Below are 18486 nucleotides of genomic sequence, written 5' to 3'. Positions count from 1 at the left end.
TCAACGTGAAGGGGCTGGACAGCGGGCTGGTATTGCCTGCGGCGTCAGTGACCGTGGCGGTCAGCGTATGCGTGCCGCTGGCAAGGGCGGTTGCTGGCGTCAGGCTCCAGTTGCCGTTGTTTGCCACGGTGACGGTGCCGATTTCCACGCCGCCGTCGAACAGACGCAGGGTGGAGCCAGGCTCTCCGCGACCGCTGAATGCGGGCCGGGTATCATCAGTAGTGCGACCACTGGTCAGCGGCCCGGTCACGCTGCCAATATCATCGGTTGCCAGCGCAATAACCGGCGCGACAGGCGCAACGGTATCCACCACGATGGTAAAGGGCGCGGAGGCCGGACCGGCGTTGCCTGCGGCGTCGGTTGCCGCAGCGGTAAAGGCGTGGCTGCCGCCCGCGAGCGCGGCAGCAGGGGTAAAGGTCCATTCCCCATTGTTGTTTGCCTGCGCAGTGCCGATGGCGGTGCCGTTATCGAAAATCTGCACCGTCGCGTTGGCCTCGCTGGTGCCGCTCAACAGCGGCCGGGTGTCATCGGTAGACTGGCCGCCGGTTAACGTCCCGGTTACGCTGCCGACATCATCGGTAATGCTGACGATGACCGGGGCGACTGGCGCGAGGGTATCAACGGTAAATGCAAATCCGGCAGAGGCCAGACCGCTATTGCCCGCCGCGTCGGTGGCCACCACGGTAATGTCATGCGGGCCTTCTGCCAGCGGTTCGTCCGGGGTAAAGACCCAACTGCCGGTATCGCCCACCGTGACCACGCCGATTTCTGCACCATTGTCGAGGATCTGTAACGTTGCGCCCGCTTCCGCGCTTCCGCTCAGCGTCGGGCGCGTTTCGTCCGTGGATTGTCCCACGGCCAGCGCACCGGTCAGCGGACCGGTCGCGTCAACAACCGCGGCGATGGTCGGCGCGAGCGGCGGCGCAGTATCGCCGTTAATGGTACACGCCGGTGAGGCGGCGCTGGTATTGCCTGCCGCATCGCTGGCGGTGACGGTGAAGCTGTGTGCGCCGTCGCCCAGCGGCGTCTCAGGCGTAAAGTCCCACGCGCCGTTATTATCGACCAGCGCCACGCCAATCTCTGCGCCGTTGTCGAGAATGTGTACCGTGGCACCCGCAATCCCTGTCCCACTCAGGGTCGGCAGGTTGTCATCGGTAAACTGGCCTTCCGTCAGTGCGCCCGTGATCGTTCCTGCATCATCGGCAATCGTGGTGATGAGCGGAACGTCCGGAGCGGTCGTGGTAATGGTGATAGCAAACGGTGCCGTGGTTTGGCCGGTATTCCCCGCCGTGTCCACCGCGCTCAGGGTGAAACTGTGTGGCCCGGCGGCGAGTGGCGTGGTCGGGGTAAAGGTCCAGGCCCCGGTATTACTGACCAGCGCGCTGCCAATTTGGCTGCCGTTATCAAAAATCAGTACCGTGGCATTGGCCTCAGCGGTGCCGTTAAGGGTAGGGGTGGTATCGTCGGTACTCTGACCGGTGGCAAGCTGTCCGGTGACAGTCCCGGCGTCGTCCACCACGCTTGTCAGCACCGGCAGCGGCGGGGCGAGGGTATCGACCACCACGGTGAACGGTGCCGAGGCCGGGCCGCTATTACCTGCGGTATCGGTGGCGATAGCCGTCAGATCGTGGGTGCCGTCGTCTAACGCCGCCGCAGGCGTAAAGCTCCAGTTCCCCTGCGCATCCGCCACCACGCTGTCCAGCAGATCGCCATTATCGTAAATACTGACCGTGGCTCCGGCTTCCGCCGTGCCACTCAGCGTCGGCTGCGCGTCGTTGGTGATCTGTCCGTTGAGGAGCGTGCCGGTCAGCGCCTCAACATCGTCCGTGACCTGGGCGATGACCGGGGCATCCGGCGCAGCGGTATCAACGATAATCGTCACCGGTGAAGAGGTGCCTCCGGTGCCGTTAGCATTGGTGGCGTTGACTGCAAAGGTGTGCGGCCCGTCGTTAAGCGTTGCGGGCAGATCGTATGACCATGCGCCGCTGGCATCGGCCTCCACGGTGTCAACAATCGCGCCGTCAACGATGATCGTCACCAGCACATCCGGCTGCGCGGTCCCGCTCAGCGAAAGCTGGTTATCATCGGTACTCTGGCCGTTGGTCAGGTTGCCCGTAAGCGTACCGACATCATCAGTGATGGTGGTGATCACCGGCACCGACGGCAGGCCTGAGCCGGACGATGGGAAAATGGCAGGCTGGCTGATATTGCCCGCCGCATCCTGAACCACCACGGTCAGCGGATCGCCGCTGGTCTGCGCTGGCGTCAGGGGAACGGTAAAGGTGCGGTCCTCGCCGACAACCGCGCGTCCAAGGATATTTCCCAGACCGTCGCTGACGATTGCCGTTGCCCCGGCTTCCGCCGTACCCGACACCGAGGTGCCGTCGCCGGGCGTGGTCAGATCGTCCGGCGCGTCAGGCGCGGTGAGGTCCACGTTGAGGGTAAACGGTGCAGAGAGGCCGCTGACGTTGCCAGCCGCATCCGCCGCGCTGACGGTCAGAACCCAGCTTCCTTCGGTCAGCGGCGTGGACGGGGTAAAGGTCCAGTTTCCTGTGCCATCCACCACGGCGGTACCGATATCAACATCGTTGGCGTAAAGGGTCACCGTGCTGCCGGGTTCCGCCGTGCCACGGACCAGCGGCACAGTATCGTCGGTAAAACCGCCGCTGGCCAACGGCGCAGTGAACGGGCCGACATTATCCTCAACAGCGGTAATCACCGGTGCGACAGGGGCGCTGGCGTCAATGGTCAGGGCAAACGCCCCGGTCGGTAGACTGATATTGCCTGCCGTATCGGTGGCGATGAGGGTCAGGGTATACGTGCCGTCTGCCAGCGGGCTGTCTGGCGTAAAGGTCCAGCCGCCTTCATCGTCCGCACGCGTGGTGCCAATCGCCACGCCATCGTTGTAAATGGTGATGGTGGTATTCGCCGGAGCGGTGCCGGTGAGGGTAGGCAGGTTGTCATCGGTCAAATCGCCACTGGTGAGCGGTCCGACATCGGCCCCGACATTATCATTCACGCTCAGCAGCACCGGCGTGTCAGGTACGGCGGTCTGCACATCAAGGGTGAATGGCGCAGACGGCGCGCTGGCGTTCCCCGCCGGATCGGTGGCGGTCAGCGTGAAGCTGTGTCCGCCCACGCCCAGCGGTGTCTGTGGGGTAAAGCTCCAGTTACCATTGATATCCACCAGTGTTGTACCCAGCGCATCATCACCGTCAAAAACGGTAATGGTGTCACCCGGCGTGCCGCTGCCGCTCAGGGTCGGCTGAGTATCGTTGGTCTGTTGACCGGACACAAGGCTGCCGGTGCCTTCCGGCACATCATCGGTCACGGCGGTAAGGTCTGGCGTCGTCGGCGCGGTGATATCTACCACGATGGTAAACGCGGCGGAGGCGGGGCTGGCATTGCCTGCCACGTCCACGGCGACAGCGGTCAGGGCGTGTGAACCTTCGCTCAGCGCCGTGGCTGGCGTAAAGCTCCAGTCGCCTGCCGGGCTGACCATCGTGCTACCGAGTAGCGTGCCATTGTCGTACAGATTAAGCGTTGCTCCCGGTTCGCCGTTGCCGCTCAACAGCGGACGGGTATCGTCCGTCGTCTGCCCGCGCGTCAGGGTGCCGGTCACGCTGCCGACGTCATCGGTGACGGTGACAATCGTCGGCGCGGCCGGGGCGAGGGTGTCGACGGTCAGATTAACGCTCGCCGCCGGGCTGACGTTGCCCGCCGCATCGGTGGCGGTAACGGTCAGGGTGTGCGCGCCGTTGGCCAGCGGGGCGGTCGGCGTGAAGCTCCAGCCGCCGTTATTGCCCGCCTGCACGGTGCCAATCAGGGTGCCGTTATCCATAATACGTACCGTGCTGTTAGCCTCCGCCGTACCGCTGAGGGCCGGGCGGGTGTCGTCGGTCCGCTGGCCGCTGGTTAATGGTCCGGTAATGCTGCCGACGTCGTCAATGACGGCTGTAATGACCGGCGCGTCCGGGAGGGTGGTATCCACCGTCAGCGTAAACGGCGTGGAAAGCGCGCTGGTATTGCCCACGCCGTCGGTGGCGCTGACCGTCAGGCGATGCGCGCCCGCTGCCAGCGCCTCTGCTGGCGTGAAGCTCCAGCTTCCGGTATCGCTGACCTGCGCGCTGCCAATCGCCGTGCCGTTATCAAAAATCGTCACCGTAGAGCCAATTTCGCCGGTGCCGGAGAGCGTCGGGCGCGGGTCGTTGGTGCTTTGCCCACTGGCGACTGGGCCGCTGACCGGGGCAATATCATCGGTGACCAGCGTGATAGCCGGGACCTGAGGCATCTCGGTGTCCACCACCAGACTACAGGCGGCGGAAGGCTGGCTGACGTTACCGTCGCCGTCGGTCGCTGTGACGGTGAGGACATGTCCGCCGTTGCTCAGGGCGGTGTCCGGCGTGAAATTCCAGTTGCCGCTGGCATCCGCCGTGACCGAGCCAATCTCGGTTCCGTTATCAAGGATACGGACCGTGGCACTGGCTTCGGCAGTCCCGGTGAGGGTGGGGCGGGTATCATTGGTGCTTTGCCCGTCGGTCAGCTCGCCGGTGAACTCTGTCACGTCATCCACTACGCTTACGATCGCGGGTGGCTGCGGGGCGGTAATATCCGGGGCGTTAACCGTAGCGGCGGGACCGACGTTATCTGCTGCATCCGTGGCTGTGGCGCTGAGCTGCTCGCCATTGGTTTGTGGCGTGGTCAGGGTCACGGTAAATTGACCGTCGGCATCCGCCGTGGCGCTGCCGAGCGGTGCGTTGCCCGGCCCGGTAATCGTCACGGTACTGCCTGCTTCTGCCGTGCCTGATACGCTGGTGCCCTCTTCGGAAACGATCAGCCCGGACGGTGCGACAGGTGGTGTCAGATCCGGCGTGGTGACGGTCGCTGCCGGTCCGGTATTTTCAGCGGCGTCGGTAGCCGTGGCGCTTAACGGCTCGCCAGTGATTTGCGGGGTGGTCAGTTCGATACTGAAATCGCCGTTCTCATCCGCCGTGCCGCTGCCGACATTTTCATTGTCGGCGTTAACAATGTTAACCGTGCTGCCCGGCTCGGCACGCCCGGTAACGACGCTGCCGTCCGGAGTGATTGCCAGATCGGCTGGCGCATCCGGGGCGGTGCTATCTGTCGCACGGATGGTTGAGGACGGGCTGGCGTTCCCGGCGGCATCGGTCGCGATGGCGGTTAACGGCTGGCCGTTAGTCTGCGGCGCGGTAAGCGTGACGCTGAAGCTGCCGTTTTCACCCGAAATGCCGCTACCAAGCGGGTTGCCACTGGCATCAGCGATGGTGACGCGGCTGCCTGCTTCCGCGCTGCCGGTGACGCTAAGGCCGTCGGCGCTGACGCTCAGATCCGCTGGCGCATCAGGCGCGAGGGTATCCACCACAATGGCGAAGGCAGCAGAAAACCCGCTGATTCCCGCTGCGGTAGTGGCGGTGGCGGTGAATTGTTGCGGACCGTCGGCCAGCGCCGTCTGCGGCGTAAAGCTCCAGTTGCCGCTGGCATCGGCCTGAACCCGGCCCAGTTCCGTGCCGTTGTTGTACAGCACAATCTGCGCATTGGCTTCCGCCGTTCCGCTCAGCAGCGGACGCGTATCGTCAGTGGCCTGGCCTGCATTCAGGCTGCCGGTCAGCGCGCCAGCGTCATCAGTCACGGTGAGAATGGCTGGCGCATCGGGCAGGCCGGAGTCGGACCCGGTAAACGGCGTCGGTTCGCCGACGTTACCGGCGCTGTCCTGGATACGCGCTTCCAGCGGCTGACTCATGGTCTGGGCGGGAGACAGACGCACGGTGAAATTGCCATCAGCATCCACAACGCCGCTGCCAATTTGCACGTTTCCGGCGTTAACGATAGTAATTAACGCGCCCGCTTCCGCTGTTCCGCTGACCGTGGTGCCATCCTCAGTGACGGCGTTAATAACCGCTGCCTGCGGCGGCGTCACGTCAATAATCACCGTGACGGCGGCGGATGGCTGGCTGACGTTGCCGACACTGTCGGTTTCCTGCACGGTAAAGCGGTGGCTACCCTCGGCCAGCGGCGCGTCCGGGGTAAATTGCCATTGTCCATCGGTGCCCACCGTGGTACTGCCCAGCTCAGCGCCGTTATCAAACAGCACGATCCGGTTTCCGGGTTCGCCGCTGCCGCTGAGCGCCGGGCGCGTGTCGTCAGTGCGCTGGCCGTCGGTCAGCACCCCGGTGATCAGGCCCGTATCATCGGTGATGGTCGGCGCGGCAGCCTCCGGCGCAGTCAGGTCGATAACCACCGTAAAGGCCGTTGATGCCGGGCCGCTATTACCCGCGCTGTCGGTGGCGCTGACGGTAAGGTTATGCGTCCCTTCGCCCAGCGCGGCAGGCGGGGTAAATTGCCAGTTGCCGCTGCCGTCTGCCTGAACGACGCCCAGTTGCTCGCCGTTATCGAAAATGCGCACGGTCGCTCCGGCTTCCGTGGTTCCGCTCAGCGCAGGCTGCGTATCACGCGTAAGCTGGCCGCTGGTTAACGGCTGCGGATCGCCGGTAACATCATCAATGACGCTGGCGATAACCGGCGCGACAGGGGCACTCACGTCAATCAGTACGTTAAATACTGGCGACGGGGCGCTGCTGTTTCCGGCCGCATCGGTGGCGGTGACCGTCAGCGGATGATTGCCGCTGCCCAGCGGCGTTTGTGGCGTCAGGCTCCAGTTGCCATCGGCGTCGGCCTGCACCGAAGCGATTTCCACGCCGTTATCGTACAGGCGGATAACCGAACCGGGTTCGCCGCTGCCGCTGAGCGTCGGGCGGGTGTCGTCGGTAGCCTGGCCGTTAGTGAGCGTGCCGGTAATGCTGCCGCTGTCATCGCTGACGCTGTCAATCAGCGGCGTTTCCGGGGCGGTAGTGTCGATGGTGATGGCAAAAGGCGACGAGGCCGGGCCGCTGTTGCCGGAGGCATCGGTGGCAACCAACGTAAAGCTGTGCGGCCCTTCGGCAAGCGCCGTGGCAGGCGTGAAGCGCCACTCGCCGTCGGCGTTCACCGCCGCGCGGCCAATGGCGGTGCCGTTGTCGAAAATCTCAACGCTGGTATTCGCTTCCGCGGTCCCGCTCAGCGTCGGACGGGTGTCATCCGTTGTCTGGCCCGCCGCCACGGCACCGGTAACGCTCCCGGTATCGTCAGCGATAGCCGTGAGGATCGGCGCGTCCGGCCCGCTGATATCGACCACCAGCGTAAAGCTGGCGGAGAGCGGCCCGCTGTTACCGGCGGCGTCGGTGGCGACCGCCGTGATGGCATGCGTGCCGTCGCTCAGCGGCTGCGCTGGTGTCAGCGTCCAGTTGCCCGCTTCGCTCACCCGCGCGCTGCCGATCGCCACGCCATCGCTGTAAAGCGTGACGGTCGCGCCTGCCGCGGCGGTACCGCTGAAACGGGGCTGCGTATCGTTGGTCGGCTGGCCGCTGGTGACGGGGCCGGTACCGGGCGCGATATCATCTGTTACCGTGACGATAACCGGTGCGCCAGGCGGCGTGGTATCGATTTGCAGGTTGAAGGCGGTTGAAGGCGCGCTGCTGTTGCCTGCGCTGTCGGTCGCCACCACCGTCAGCGGATGCGTCCCGCTGGCGAGCGGCGCAGGCGGCGTGAAGCTCCAGACGCCGCTGGCGTTGGTTACTGCGGTGCCCAGGGCGGTTACGCCATCATAAATCGTGATGGTGGCACCTGGCTCAGCGGTCCCGCTCAGCGTTGGCTGCGGGTCGTTCGACGGCTGGCCGCTGGTCAGGGGCCCGGTGCCGCCCTCCACATCATCAATAATTTGTCCGATCACCGGCGCGTCCGGCGCTACGGTGTCGACAATCAGCGTAAACGGCTGCGATTCGTCGCTGGTGCCGGTACCGTTGCTGGCCGTGACGGTAAAGGTCACGCTGTTTTCCCCTTCCGGCAGCGGGTCGGCTGGGGTAAACGTCCAGTTGCCATCGCCGTCGGTCAGCGCGGTGCCAATCGCCGAGCCGTTGTTGTAAATCGTGACGGTCGCCCCCGGCTCACCAGTGCCGGTAAGCGTCGGCTGCATATCATCGGTGCGCTGACCGTTGCTCAGATTACCCACTACCGGCCCGACGTCATCGCTGACCGAGACGATAACCGGCACATCCGGGAAGCCGGAGTCGGTCGCGGTAAAGGCGGTGGCGGGGCTGGCGTTACCGGCACTGTCGGTAGCCTGCGCCAGCAGAGATTCTCCGGCGGTCTGCGCCGGGGAGATGGTGACCGTAAAGGTGCCGTCAGGATTGGCCGTTGCGCTTCCCAGCACCACGGTACCGCTGGCATCGGTAATGGTTACCAGACTACCGGCCTCCGCAGTCCCGGTGACGGTGGTGCCCTGCGGGGAAACCGCCAGATCGCCCGGCGCGGCAGGCGCGGTGGTGTCCACCACAATACGAATAGCCGCAGACGGCTGGCTGGCGTTGCCCACCGCGTCGGTAGCAGTGAAGGTCAGGGCATGACTTCCCTCCGCCAGCGCGGTAGTCGGGGTAAAGGTCCAGCTCCCGTCCTCGTTAACCGGAACCGTACCGAGGACGACGCTGCCATCATACAAAGTGATGGTGGTGCCAGCTTCGCCGCTGCCGGTGAACGTCGGCTGGCTGTCATCAGTGCGCGCGCCGTTGACGATAACGCCGGTGAGCGGTCCGGTATCATCCGTCAGCGTCGGCAGCGCCGGTACGGCAGGCGCAGTCAGATCGACCGTAAACGTAAAGGCGGCGGACGGGGCGCTGGCGTTACCTGCCGCGTCGCTGGCAATGACGGTGATGGCGTGCGGCCCTTCGCTCAGTGGTGAGGCCGGGGTAAACGTCCAGTTTCCTTGTTCATTAACCTGCGCGGTACCGGCGGGCGTGCCGTTATCCACAATGCTGATGGTAGCGCCCGGCTCGCCAGTGCCGTTAATCACCGGCAGCGTGGCGTCAGTGGCCTGCGCCTCTGACAGCGGACCGGTGACCGGACCCTGATTATCAATAATCGCCGTAATCGCGGGAACATCAGGCGCAAGCGTATCTACCGTCAGCGTGACCGCCGGTGATGCCGGGCCGACGTTGCCTGCCGGGTCGGTGGCGACCACGGTCAGGGAGTGCTCGCCATCGGCCAGCGGCGCGTCGGGGGTCAGGCTCCAGCTTCCGTCCGGGTTTACCGTGGCGCTGCCGATTGCCGTACCGTTGTCATAAAGCGTTACCGTGGTCCCCGGTTCACCGCTGCCGGTGACGCGAGGCTGCGGATCGTCAACAGGCTGTCCGGCGGTAATGGGGCCGGTCAGGCTGCCTGCGTCGTCGAGGATCTCGCCGATAATCGGGGCGGCAGGCGCGCTGACATCCACCGTCAGGGCAAAGGCCGTTGACGGCGCGCTGGTGCCGTTAGCGTTGGTCGCCGTGACCGTAAAGGCGTGAGAGCCTTCCGCCAGAACGGTCGCGGGCGTAAAGCTCCACTGACCGTTGGCCCCGGTCAGGGCAGTGCCCAGCAGGTTGCCGTTATCATAAACGGTCAACGATGTGCCGGGCGCGGCGGTGCCTGCAAGCTGCGGGCGCGTGTCGTCTGGGGGCTGGCCATTGCTCAGGGGGGCGGTCAGTGCGCCAACGTCGTCGGTCGCAGACACGATGGCCGGAACGGCCGGGAAGCCGGACGTGGTGGCGGTGAAGCTGGCTGCCGGACCGCTGTTGCCCGCGCTGTCCTGGGCGACGGCCGTCAGCGGCTGCCCGGCAGTCTGCGCCGGAGAAATGGCAATAGTGAATGCGCCGTCATCGCCCGCGCTGGCGGAGCCGAGCACCGTGCCGCCCGCGTTAACGATGGTCACCAGACTGCCTGCTTCGGCATTCCCGGTGACGGTAACGCCGTTTTCGCTGATTGCAAGGCCGGTTGGGGCGGCAGGCGGCGTGGTATCCACTACAAACGCGATCGGCGCTGAAGGCTGGCTCACGTTACCCGCGCTGTCGGTGGCGGTGAAGGTCAGGACGTGCTCACCTTCGCTCAGCGCGGCCTGCGGGGTAAAGCTCCACTGTCCGTTATCATCAACAATCGCGGTGCCGGTGACTGTATCGCCATCGTAAAGGGTGATGAGGCTACCCGCCTCGCCCGTGCCGCTGAGGGTTGGACGCGTATCATCGGTTGCCTGACCCTCAGCCAGCGGCCCGGTAATGCTGCCGGTGTCGTCATTGATGGTGGGAAGCGCAGGTGCATCGGGGGCGGTGAGGTCAACGATCAGGCTGAAGACCGGTGAAGCGTCGCTGACGTTGCCTGCGGTATCGGCGGCGGTGGCGGTAAAGTCATGGTTGCCTTCGCTCAGCGCGGCATCAGGGGTGAAGGTCCAGCGCCCGTCGCCATTGGCGGTGGTCCCGCCGAGTTGCACGCCGTTATCGTAAATCACGATCTGGCTACCGGCGCTGGCCGTACCGCTAAGTTGTGGCTGAGCGTCGTCGGTAGTTTGCCCGCGGCTCAGCGGCCCGGTCCCCGGGCCGGCATCGTCTGCGCCCGCGGTGAGGGCGGGCGCGGCGGGGGCAGTGATCACGACCGTAAAGTCAAAGGCAGGGGAGGCATCGCTGACGTTGCCTGCGGTGTCGGTAGCGGTAACGGTGATGCTGTGATCGCCTTCACTCAGCGCCTGCGCCGGAGTAAAGCGCCAGTTACCGCTGTTATCCGCCTGTACGCTGCCAACCGGCGCGCCATTATCGTAGAACGTCAGGGTCGCGCCCGGCTCGCTGCTGCCGCTTAGCGTCGGCTGGCGATCGTCAGTGGTTTGCCCGCGGGTAAGGGTGCCGGTGATATTGCCTGCATCATCAAGCACGTCGGTAATTACCGGCGCATCCGGGGCGAGGGTATCTACCACGATGGTAAAGGGTTGGGATTCGCCGCTGGTGCCGTTATTGTTGGTGGCCGTTACGGTAAAGGTAAAAGCATTTTCCCCTTCCGCCAGCGGATTTTCCGGCGTGTAGCTCCAGTTGCCGGCAGCGTCGGCCAGCACGCTGCCGACCGCCTCACCGTTAAGGTAAACGGTGATGGTAGACTCAGGCTCGCCGGTACCGCTCAGGGTTGGCTGGGTATCATCAGTGTGCTGACCATTGGTCAGATTGCCTTTGATGGTTCCCACATCGTCAGACACGGAGAGGATCGTCGGCACGTCAGGATAGCCGGACGTGGAACCGGTAAGATCGGCCTCCGGGCCGCGGTTTCCGGCGCTATCACGGGCGCTCGCCAGCAGGGTTTCGCCGTTGGTTTGCGCAGGCTCAATGTTAACCGAGAACGCGCCGTTATCGTCAGCCGTCGCCGATCCCAGCACGTTGCCGCTGGCATCGGTGATGGTCACCAGGTTTCCGGCTTCCGCCTGACCGGTGACTGTTGTGCCATCCAGCGATACGTTCAGTTCGCTCGGCGCGGCGGGGGCGACGAGCTCCACGTTAATGCGCAGCGTATCTGACGGCTCGCTGACGTTCCCGGCCCGGTCGGTGGCGGTAAAACGCAAATCGTGGATGCCGTGCGCCAGTGGTGTATCCGGCGTCAGGCTCCAGTTGCCCGCCTCATCGACCATAGCGGTACCCAGCATTTCGGTGCCCCGCCAGGCGGCAATCATCGTACCCGCTTCGCCGTTGCCGGTAAGCACCGGGCGCGTTTCATCCGTCGGCTGGCTGTCGTCCACCTGACCGGTGTAAATCCCGGTGTTGTCGTTAATGACCGGCGTGGCAGGCGCGTCGGGAGCGGTAAGATCCACTTCAAGGTCGATCGGTGCTGAGGCTGAGCTGGTGTTGCCTGCGGCGTCCTGTGCGATGAGCGTAAACGTGTGATTGCCTTCGCTTAAATCGCTTTCAGGCGTAAACCGCCAGCTACCGTCGGCGGCCACCACCACGCTGCCTGCTGGCGCGCCGTTGTCATAAACGGTGAGAGTGGTGCCAGCTTCACCCGAGCCGCTCAGCACCGGGCGCGGATCGGTAGTAATCAGCGTATCGGTGATAGTGCCTGCGCTGTCGGTGATCGTCTCAATGGCCGGTGTTGGCGGCGCGAGGGTATCCACATTCACGACAAACGCCGGACCGGGCGCGCTGGTGTTATTCGCGGTATCGGTAGCAGTAACCGTCAGCGCATGGCTGCCGTCTGCCAGCGGGGTGGGCGGAGTGAACGTCCAGCTGCCGTCATTATCGGTTTGCGTGGTGCCGAGAAGAGTACCGTTGTCATAAACGGTGATGGTGGTGCCCGGTTCGCTATTGCCGTTCAGCACCGGACGTGCATCGTCTGTGCTTTGCCCGCTGGTGAGCGGGCCTGTCAGCGGACCGCTGTCGTCGGTGACTGCCGCCAGGGTGGGGATCTCCGGCGGTGTGGTGTCCGGCGCATTGATTGTCGCCGCAGGGCTGGGGTTGCCAGCCGGATCGCTGGCCACCACGTTCAGGGGTTCGCCATTGGTTAACGGCGGGGTCAGCGGCAGCGTAAACGAGCCGTCAGGCCCGGCGGTGGTGGTTCCCAGCGGCTGACCGTTGCCGTCCGTCACGGTGATGGTGCTGCCCGCTTCCGCATTGCCGGTAAGGGTAGTGCCATCTTCAGAGACGGCCAGATCGTCCGGGGCGGCAGGCGCGGTAATGTCCGGGGCGTTGACGCTGGCCGCCGGACCGGCGTTGCCTGCCTGGTTTGTAGCCGTGGCGCTCAGCGCTTCGCCATTGACCTGCGGCGGCGTCAGCGTGGCGCTAAAGGTGCCGTCGGGGCCAGCGACACCGGTACCTATCAGGTTGCCGTTGGCATCGGTGATGGTCACCGTGCTGTTAGCTTCCGCCGACCCGGTGAGCGTGACGCCATCCTCAGAAACTGACAGATCCTCGGGCGCGGCGGGCGGGGTGGTATCAACAATCAGGGTCAGCGGTTGCGAGACGCCGCTGGTGCCGTTGCCGTTAGTGGCGGTCAGCGTGAAGGTGAAGGTATTTTCCCCTTCTGCCAGCGCGGGCGAAGGCGTAAAGCGCCAGTTGCCAGCGCCGTCCACCGTCGTGGTACCGATGGCGACGCCGTTGCTGTACACCGTAATGGTCGCGTCAGGTTCGCCGGTACCGTTCAGGGTGGGCGTGGTATCGTCAGTGGTCTGCCCGTCAGTCAGATTACCGGTGATGCTGCCCACATCATCCACAATGGAGACCAGTACCGGGACGTCGGGAACGCCCGAGGTGGAGCCGGTGAAGGTAGCGGCCGGGCCGTCATTGCCTGCAACGTCACGGGCGGTAGCGGTCAGGGTTTCGCCATTGGTCTGCGCCGGAACAATACCGATGCTGAAACTGCCGTTATCCCCGGCCGTCCCGCTGCCGAGCACGTTGCCGCTGGCGTCAGTAATGGTGACGGTACTGCCCGCCTCGGCGCTGCCGGTCACGGTGGTACCATCTTCAGAGGTGATGAGACCGTCTGGCGCGGCAGGCGGCGTAGTATCCACCACAATATTAAGCGGTGCTGATGGCTGGCTGGTGTTGCCGGCGATATCGGTGACGGTGACGGTCAGCGCATGAGCACCCTCAGCCAGCGGCGTCACTGGCGTAAACTGCCAGCCGCCGTCGTCGGCGATCACGGTGGTTCCCAGCAGCGTGGTGCCATCGTACAGACTCACGGTAGCGCCGGGTTCGCCGCTGCCGCTCAGCACAGGGCGCGTTTCATCGGTGGTCTGGCCTTCTGTAATCGGGCCGGTAAGAGACCCGGACGCGTCCGCTGCCGCTGGCACGGCGGGAGTATCCGGCGCGGTAGTATCAATGATAACGGTCCACGGCGCTGACACGGCGCTGGTATTGCCTACCGCATCGGTGGCGGTAATGGTAAAACGATGGCTGCCGTCGGTCAGCGCGTCGGCAGGGGTAAAGGTCCAGCTCCCGGCAGGATCGACCGTAGCCAGGCCGATAACCGAGTCGTTGTCATACAGCGTGATGGTGCTGCCAGGCTCGCCGCGCCCGGTAAAGGTTGGCCGGGTATCGTCGCTTACCTGGCCGTCAATCAGCGGCCCGGTAACGGTTCCCGCATCATCGGTCAGGCTGATAAATACGGGTACAGCTGGCGCGTCAGTATCAATAATCAGCGTAAATGCGCCGGAAGCCGGGCTAACGTTACCTTGCGCATCGGTGGCGGTGACGGTCAGTGCATGGCTGCCATTGCCCAGCGGTGTATCAGGGGTGAAATTCCAGCGTCCATCGCTGCCAATCGTCACGGAACCGATTTCAACGCCGTTATCATAAACTGTCAGGGTTGCGTCAGGCGTGCCGCTGCCGCTAAGCGTTGGGGTGGTATCGTCGGTGCGCTGACCACTGGTCAGCGAGCCAACAATCGGTCCGGCATCATCAAGGGCAATCTCGATGACGGGCGTTCCCTCCGGCGCGCTGACGGGGGCGGTTACCGTTGCCACCGGGCCACTGTTACCCGCCGGATCGGTGGCGACCACATTCAGCGTCTGGCCGTTGGTCTGCGGCGGATCAAGCGGAATGGTGAAGCTGCCGTCAGCGCCGACCACCACGCTGCCAGCCGACTGACCGTTACCGTCGGTGACCGTGACGGTACTGCCCGCTTCGGCATTACCCGTCAGCGCAGTACCATCATCAGAAATCGTCAGCCCGTTGGGGGCCGCAGGCGGCGTGAGATCGACCGTCAGCGTAAACGTCGTGGACGCACCGCTGGTGCCGCTGGCGTTAGTCGCGGTGGCGGTAAAGCGGTGTTCGCCTTCCCCCAGCGCGGCGAGCGGGGTAAAACTCCAGTGCCCGCTGGCATCCACCTGCGTGGTGCCGATGATCGCATCGTCGCTGTAGAGCGTAATGGTTGCGCCTGGCTCACCGTCGCCGCTGAGGGTCGGAGTGGCATCGTCGGTGATCTGACCATTGCCCAGAAGCCCGGTCAGGGTTCCGGCATCGTCAAGGGCGCTGACGATCGTTGGCACATCAGGGTACAGCGACGCTGAGCCGCTGAAGGATGCAGAAGGACCGGTATTCCCGGCGGCATCCTGGGCGATGGCCGTCAGCGGCTCGCCATTAGTCTGCGCCGGTGTGATGCCAATCGTGAAACTGCCGTTGCTTTCGGCGGTGCCGCTGCCAAGAACATTGCCGCTGGCGTCGGTGATGGTAACGGTGCTTCCCGCCTCGGCGCTGCCCGTAACGGTCGTACCGTCCTCTGAGGTGAGGAGGTCGGTCGGCGCAGGAGGCGGCGTAATATCAATAACCAGGGTAAAGGGTTCTGAGAACGTCCCGCTATTGCCGAAGGAGACGGTCAAAATATGTGCGCCTTCAGACAGCGCGGTGTCGGGGGTAAAGCGCCATGCGCCGCTGGCATCAACCTGGGTACTGCCAATCGCGGTGCCGTTATCGTAAACGGTCACCGTCGTGCCGGGCTCACCGCTGCCATTCAGGGTCGGACGGGTATCGTCGGTAAGCTGACCATTACGCAGCTCGCCGGTAATTGCGCCTGTATCGTCCACGACGCTGTCTAACGTCCCGTCCTCCGGGGTAACCAGATCCGGTGCGACAACTGTCGCAGAGGGACTGATATTGCCTGCTGCATCGGTCGCGCTGACGTTGAGCGTTTCACCGTGCGTTTGCGCCGGGTTCAGCGTGACCTGAAAATGACCGTCAGCATCCGTTACCGCCGTGCCGAGAAGGTTGCCGCTGGCATCGGTGACGCGCACCGTACTCCCGGCTTCTGCCCTGCCGGTCAGGGTCGTGCCGTCATCGTTGATCAGTAAACTGGTTGGCGCATCGGGTGCCGTCAGGTCCGGGGTATCGATGCTGGCTGACGGGCCGGTATTGCCACTGGGATCGGTGGCGACTACCTCGACAGGTTTGCCGTCGGTTTGCGGCGTATCCAGATCGACCGTGAAGTTTCCGTCGCTGCCGGTGGTTCCGGTCCCGATAATCGTGCCGTTGCCGTCGGTTACCGTGATGGTACTGCCGGGTTCGGCGCTGCCGGTGATCGTTTTACCATCGTCGCTGATAACCAGATTTTCCGGGGCACCAGGTGGGGTGTTGTCTTCTCCTGTTCCCGTCTCGCTGCCGGGGGGTGGCGTGGTGTTCTGCGAATTATCATCGTCACTGCCGCCTCCACCGCGGGAGGCCGCAACCGCCGCCAGACCGCCGCCGCCCAACAGGCCGCCGAGCACCCAGGGCCACACCGGCGCTGCGCCATCCGAGGCCGCCGCGCCCGCGCCTGCCGTTACCAGCAGATCGTCGATACTGCCAATTTGCACAAAATTAAGTCCGGCTGCCGCAGGATCTTCCACCCACCACAGTGCGCCCTGGCCATCTTCCAGCACCAGTAAACTTTTGGTGTCGCCCTCGGCAAGGTAAAAGTTTTTAATGGCGATGGTTTCACCCGAGTGCAGGTGAACGATTAAGTCGTTGTTATTACGGGCTAAGGAGGCGATATCTGCTCGCGCTACCTGAAGTTTTACAATGGCGGGATGGCTTAAGGTGACTTCAGAGGCGGTGGTTGATGTTTCTACGCCAGTCAAAGCAGAGATAACAGATATCGATACCATTGATTCTTACTCCCAGCAGATATGAACGACGCCTTTTTTCGCGTCGCCCTTAATTACAGGTAAAAGATCGCCGCGGCAGAGATGCTATTTTTAAATAGTTTCTCACCGTTATTTATTAACGTTTCGCAAGTAATACTGCCTCCCGAATGGAGAGGTAGTGGTTATATAAAGGTATTTAATTTTGGGCCCCTGAAAAAACATTTTTTAGGGGCGCTCGAATAAAGGGTGTACTCCTCACGGATGCTTTTCCCGTCTGGCTTATTAATGATATAGCCAGAACTAAAAAAAAGCGCAAATTAAGGATGCCTACAGCAAATTGTAGGTTGGTTAATTAATAGGGGGTTTTTGTGATGGCGATCAACATGGGGGAAAGGGTAAGAAAAACAGAAGCACCTTGTTTGTATTAGCCTTTTTGATGGTATCCGCCGTGGTGCACTTCCGGCGCGCTTTTTTAACTAATTTCGGGTTATTGATGACGCTACGTCTGAGCGGGGAGCGCGGCGGTAGGGCGGGCAGCAGAGGTCCCGGCCTGAAACGGGTGCAGGTTATGTTCTGGCTGTTCTGCGGTATCTGAAAGGCTTTGGCAGAGCCATTTTGTTTATAGCAAATTGCGCAGGGGATGAATTGATATACTGATAATGGATAAGTATTGTCGTAAAGAACATAGGGTTATAGTTTATCTGCAATAACAGGGTGATTTTATAATGCCTGGTTATACAAATGAATCTCATTCACTTTTATTAGATGGTAACTATGGTTTATTATTTGGATTTTAATGACTTTGGTATGGATATAATGAGTGTGGATTAAAAACAAAAGCCCGGTGTATTTATATAATTTCTGTGCAGGTTGAGTGAGAGCGAAATAATTATGAACTACCGGGGATTCAATTGATTGCTGTGGAAGGTTCGAATATGAATCGCGAGTGGCCGGGCAGGGCGGCGGCCACCTGCGATTAGCGTGATGATGCATGCTGGTGGTTTGGTATGGATAATTAACTTTCCTGTCAGATGCTCTGGTTAGTGCGTCCTGGCATCCGCAGTGCAGATCGTTACGGCCCGGGGATTACGGTGGTTGCCATCGGGTGAAGTGGTTTTCTCGGTTCACGTTTATTGGCGGTGTTGAGATAACGCCCCGGCCAGATCGCTGATGGATGCACGTCAAGCGCCATGGCAATCAGCCACTCGCCTTTTGGCCACGGTCGGCTCAGGGCGTTCGCCAGCGTTGATGAGGCCAGTCCCGCTTCCCGCGAGAGTTTCGCCATACTGGTGCCGCGCTTGTGCAGGGCGGCAATGATATCGGCGGGGTGCCAGTCTTTTTTAGTCATTTCTTTTGCCTCTGTCGTTGACTATGAGTCACATATGTATGCTAACACGCTTTTTATGTGACTTATAGTCCGTGGACCGATAAACGACAAAGATTGATGCTGAGGAGATGGATAAGACGGGATCAATCAAAAAAGTACTGGGCAACAGAATAAGGGCGCTACGCGGTGAGATGGGCCTGTCTCAGGAGGCTTTTGCCGATAAATGCGGCATCGATCGCACTTATATGAGCGGAATTGAGCGAGGCGTCAGAAACCCTACGCTTATTGTCATCAGTACGATTTCGGATGGTCTGGGGATGGATCTCAGCCATTTATTCATGTTTGACGATGGCGCTGAAAAGGAAGCCGAATCAATTAAATGTGACTTATAGTCCGTGGTCTGATAGGCAACGAAAGTTCATTTTATCTGGATGAAAAATACATCCAGCATCCAGGCGCAGTTCGGCGCTCATCTAAAAAAACTCAGACTTCAGTCAGGTCTGTCTCAGGAAGCATTTGCGGACAAGTGCGGCCTCGATCGTACTTATGTAAGTGGTATTGAAAGGGGAGTAAGAAACCCGACTCTTGAAGTGATAAGTGTTTTGGGGAAAGGGTTGGATGTGGATATAAAAGAATTATTTAACTTTTAAGGGCAGTTTTTGATGAGGGTTGGAAGTTTGGCCGCAGCGGTGGACATGTTAATGATTACTGTAGC

3 protein-coding genes and 1 pseudogene are annotated in these 18486 nt (G+C 62.3%); 2 read left to right on the top strand and 2 right to left on the bottom strand.

The genetic code is table 11. The features are described from left to right. Positions 1-4: 4 nt before the first annotated feature. Both CHU32_RS23300 and CHU32_RS23295 read right to left on the bottom strand, forming a co-directional pair. Positions 5-16465, bottom strand: a pseudogene (locus tag CHU32_RS23300) (Ig-like domain-containing protein); the annotation flags it as partial. Between the two features lie 1051 nt (positions 16466-17516). Next, positions 17517-17792 (bottom strand): helix-turn-helix domain-containing protein, encoded by a 276-nt coding sequence (locus CHU32_RS23295; RefSeq protein WP_103678491.1) that lies wholly within the window; start codon positions 17790-17792, stop codon positions 17517-17519. 107 nt (positions 17793-17899) lie between these two features. Between CHU32_RS23295 and CHU32_RS23290 the strand changes: the two genes are divergently transcribed. After that, positions 17900-18163 (top strand): helix-turn-helix domain-containing protein, encoded by a 264-nt coding sequence (locus tag CHU32_RS23290; protein ID WP_103678492.1) that lies wholly within the window; start codon positions 17900-17902, stop codon positions 18161-18163. Positions 18164-18202: 39 nt separating this feature from the next. Next, positions 18203-18421, top strand: coding sequence for a helix-turn-helix domain-containing protein (locus tag CHU32_RS23285; protein WP_103678493.1), 219 nt, complete (start codon positions 18203-18205; stop codon positions 18419-18421). The last annotated feature ends 65 nt before the right edge of the window (positions 18422-18486 follow it).

It is taken from the genome of Superficieibacter electus, assembly GCF_002915575.1.
Lineage (GTDB): Bacteria > Pseudomonadota > Gammaproteobacteria > Enterobacterales > Enterobacteriaceae > Superficieibacter > Superficieibacter electus.
This window is presented reverse-complemented; position numbering and strand designations above follow the sequence as displayed.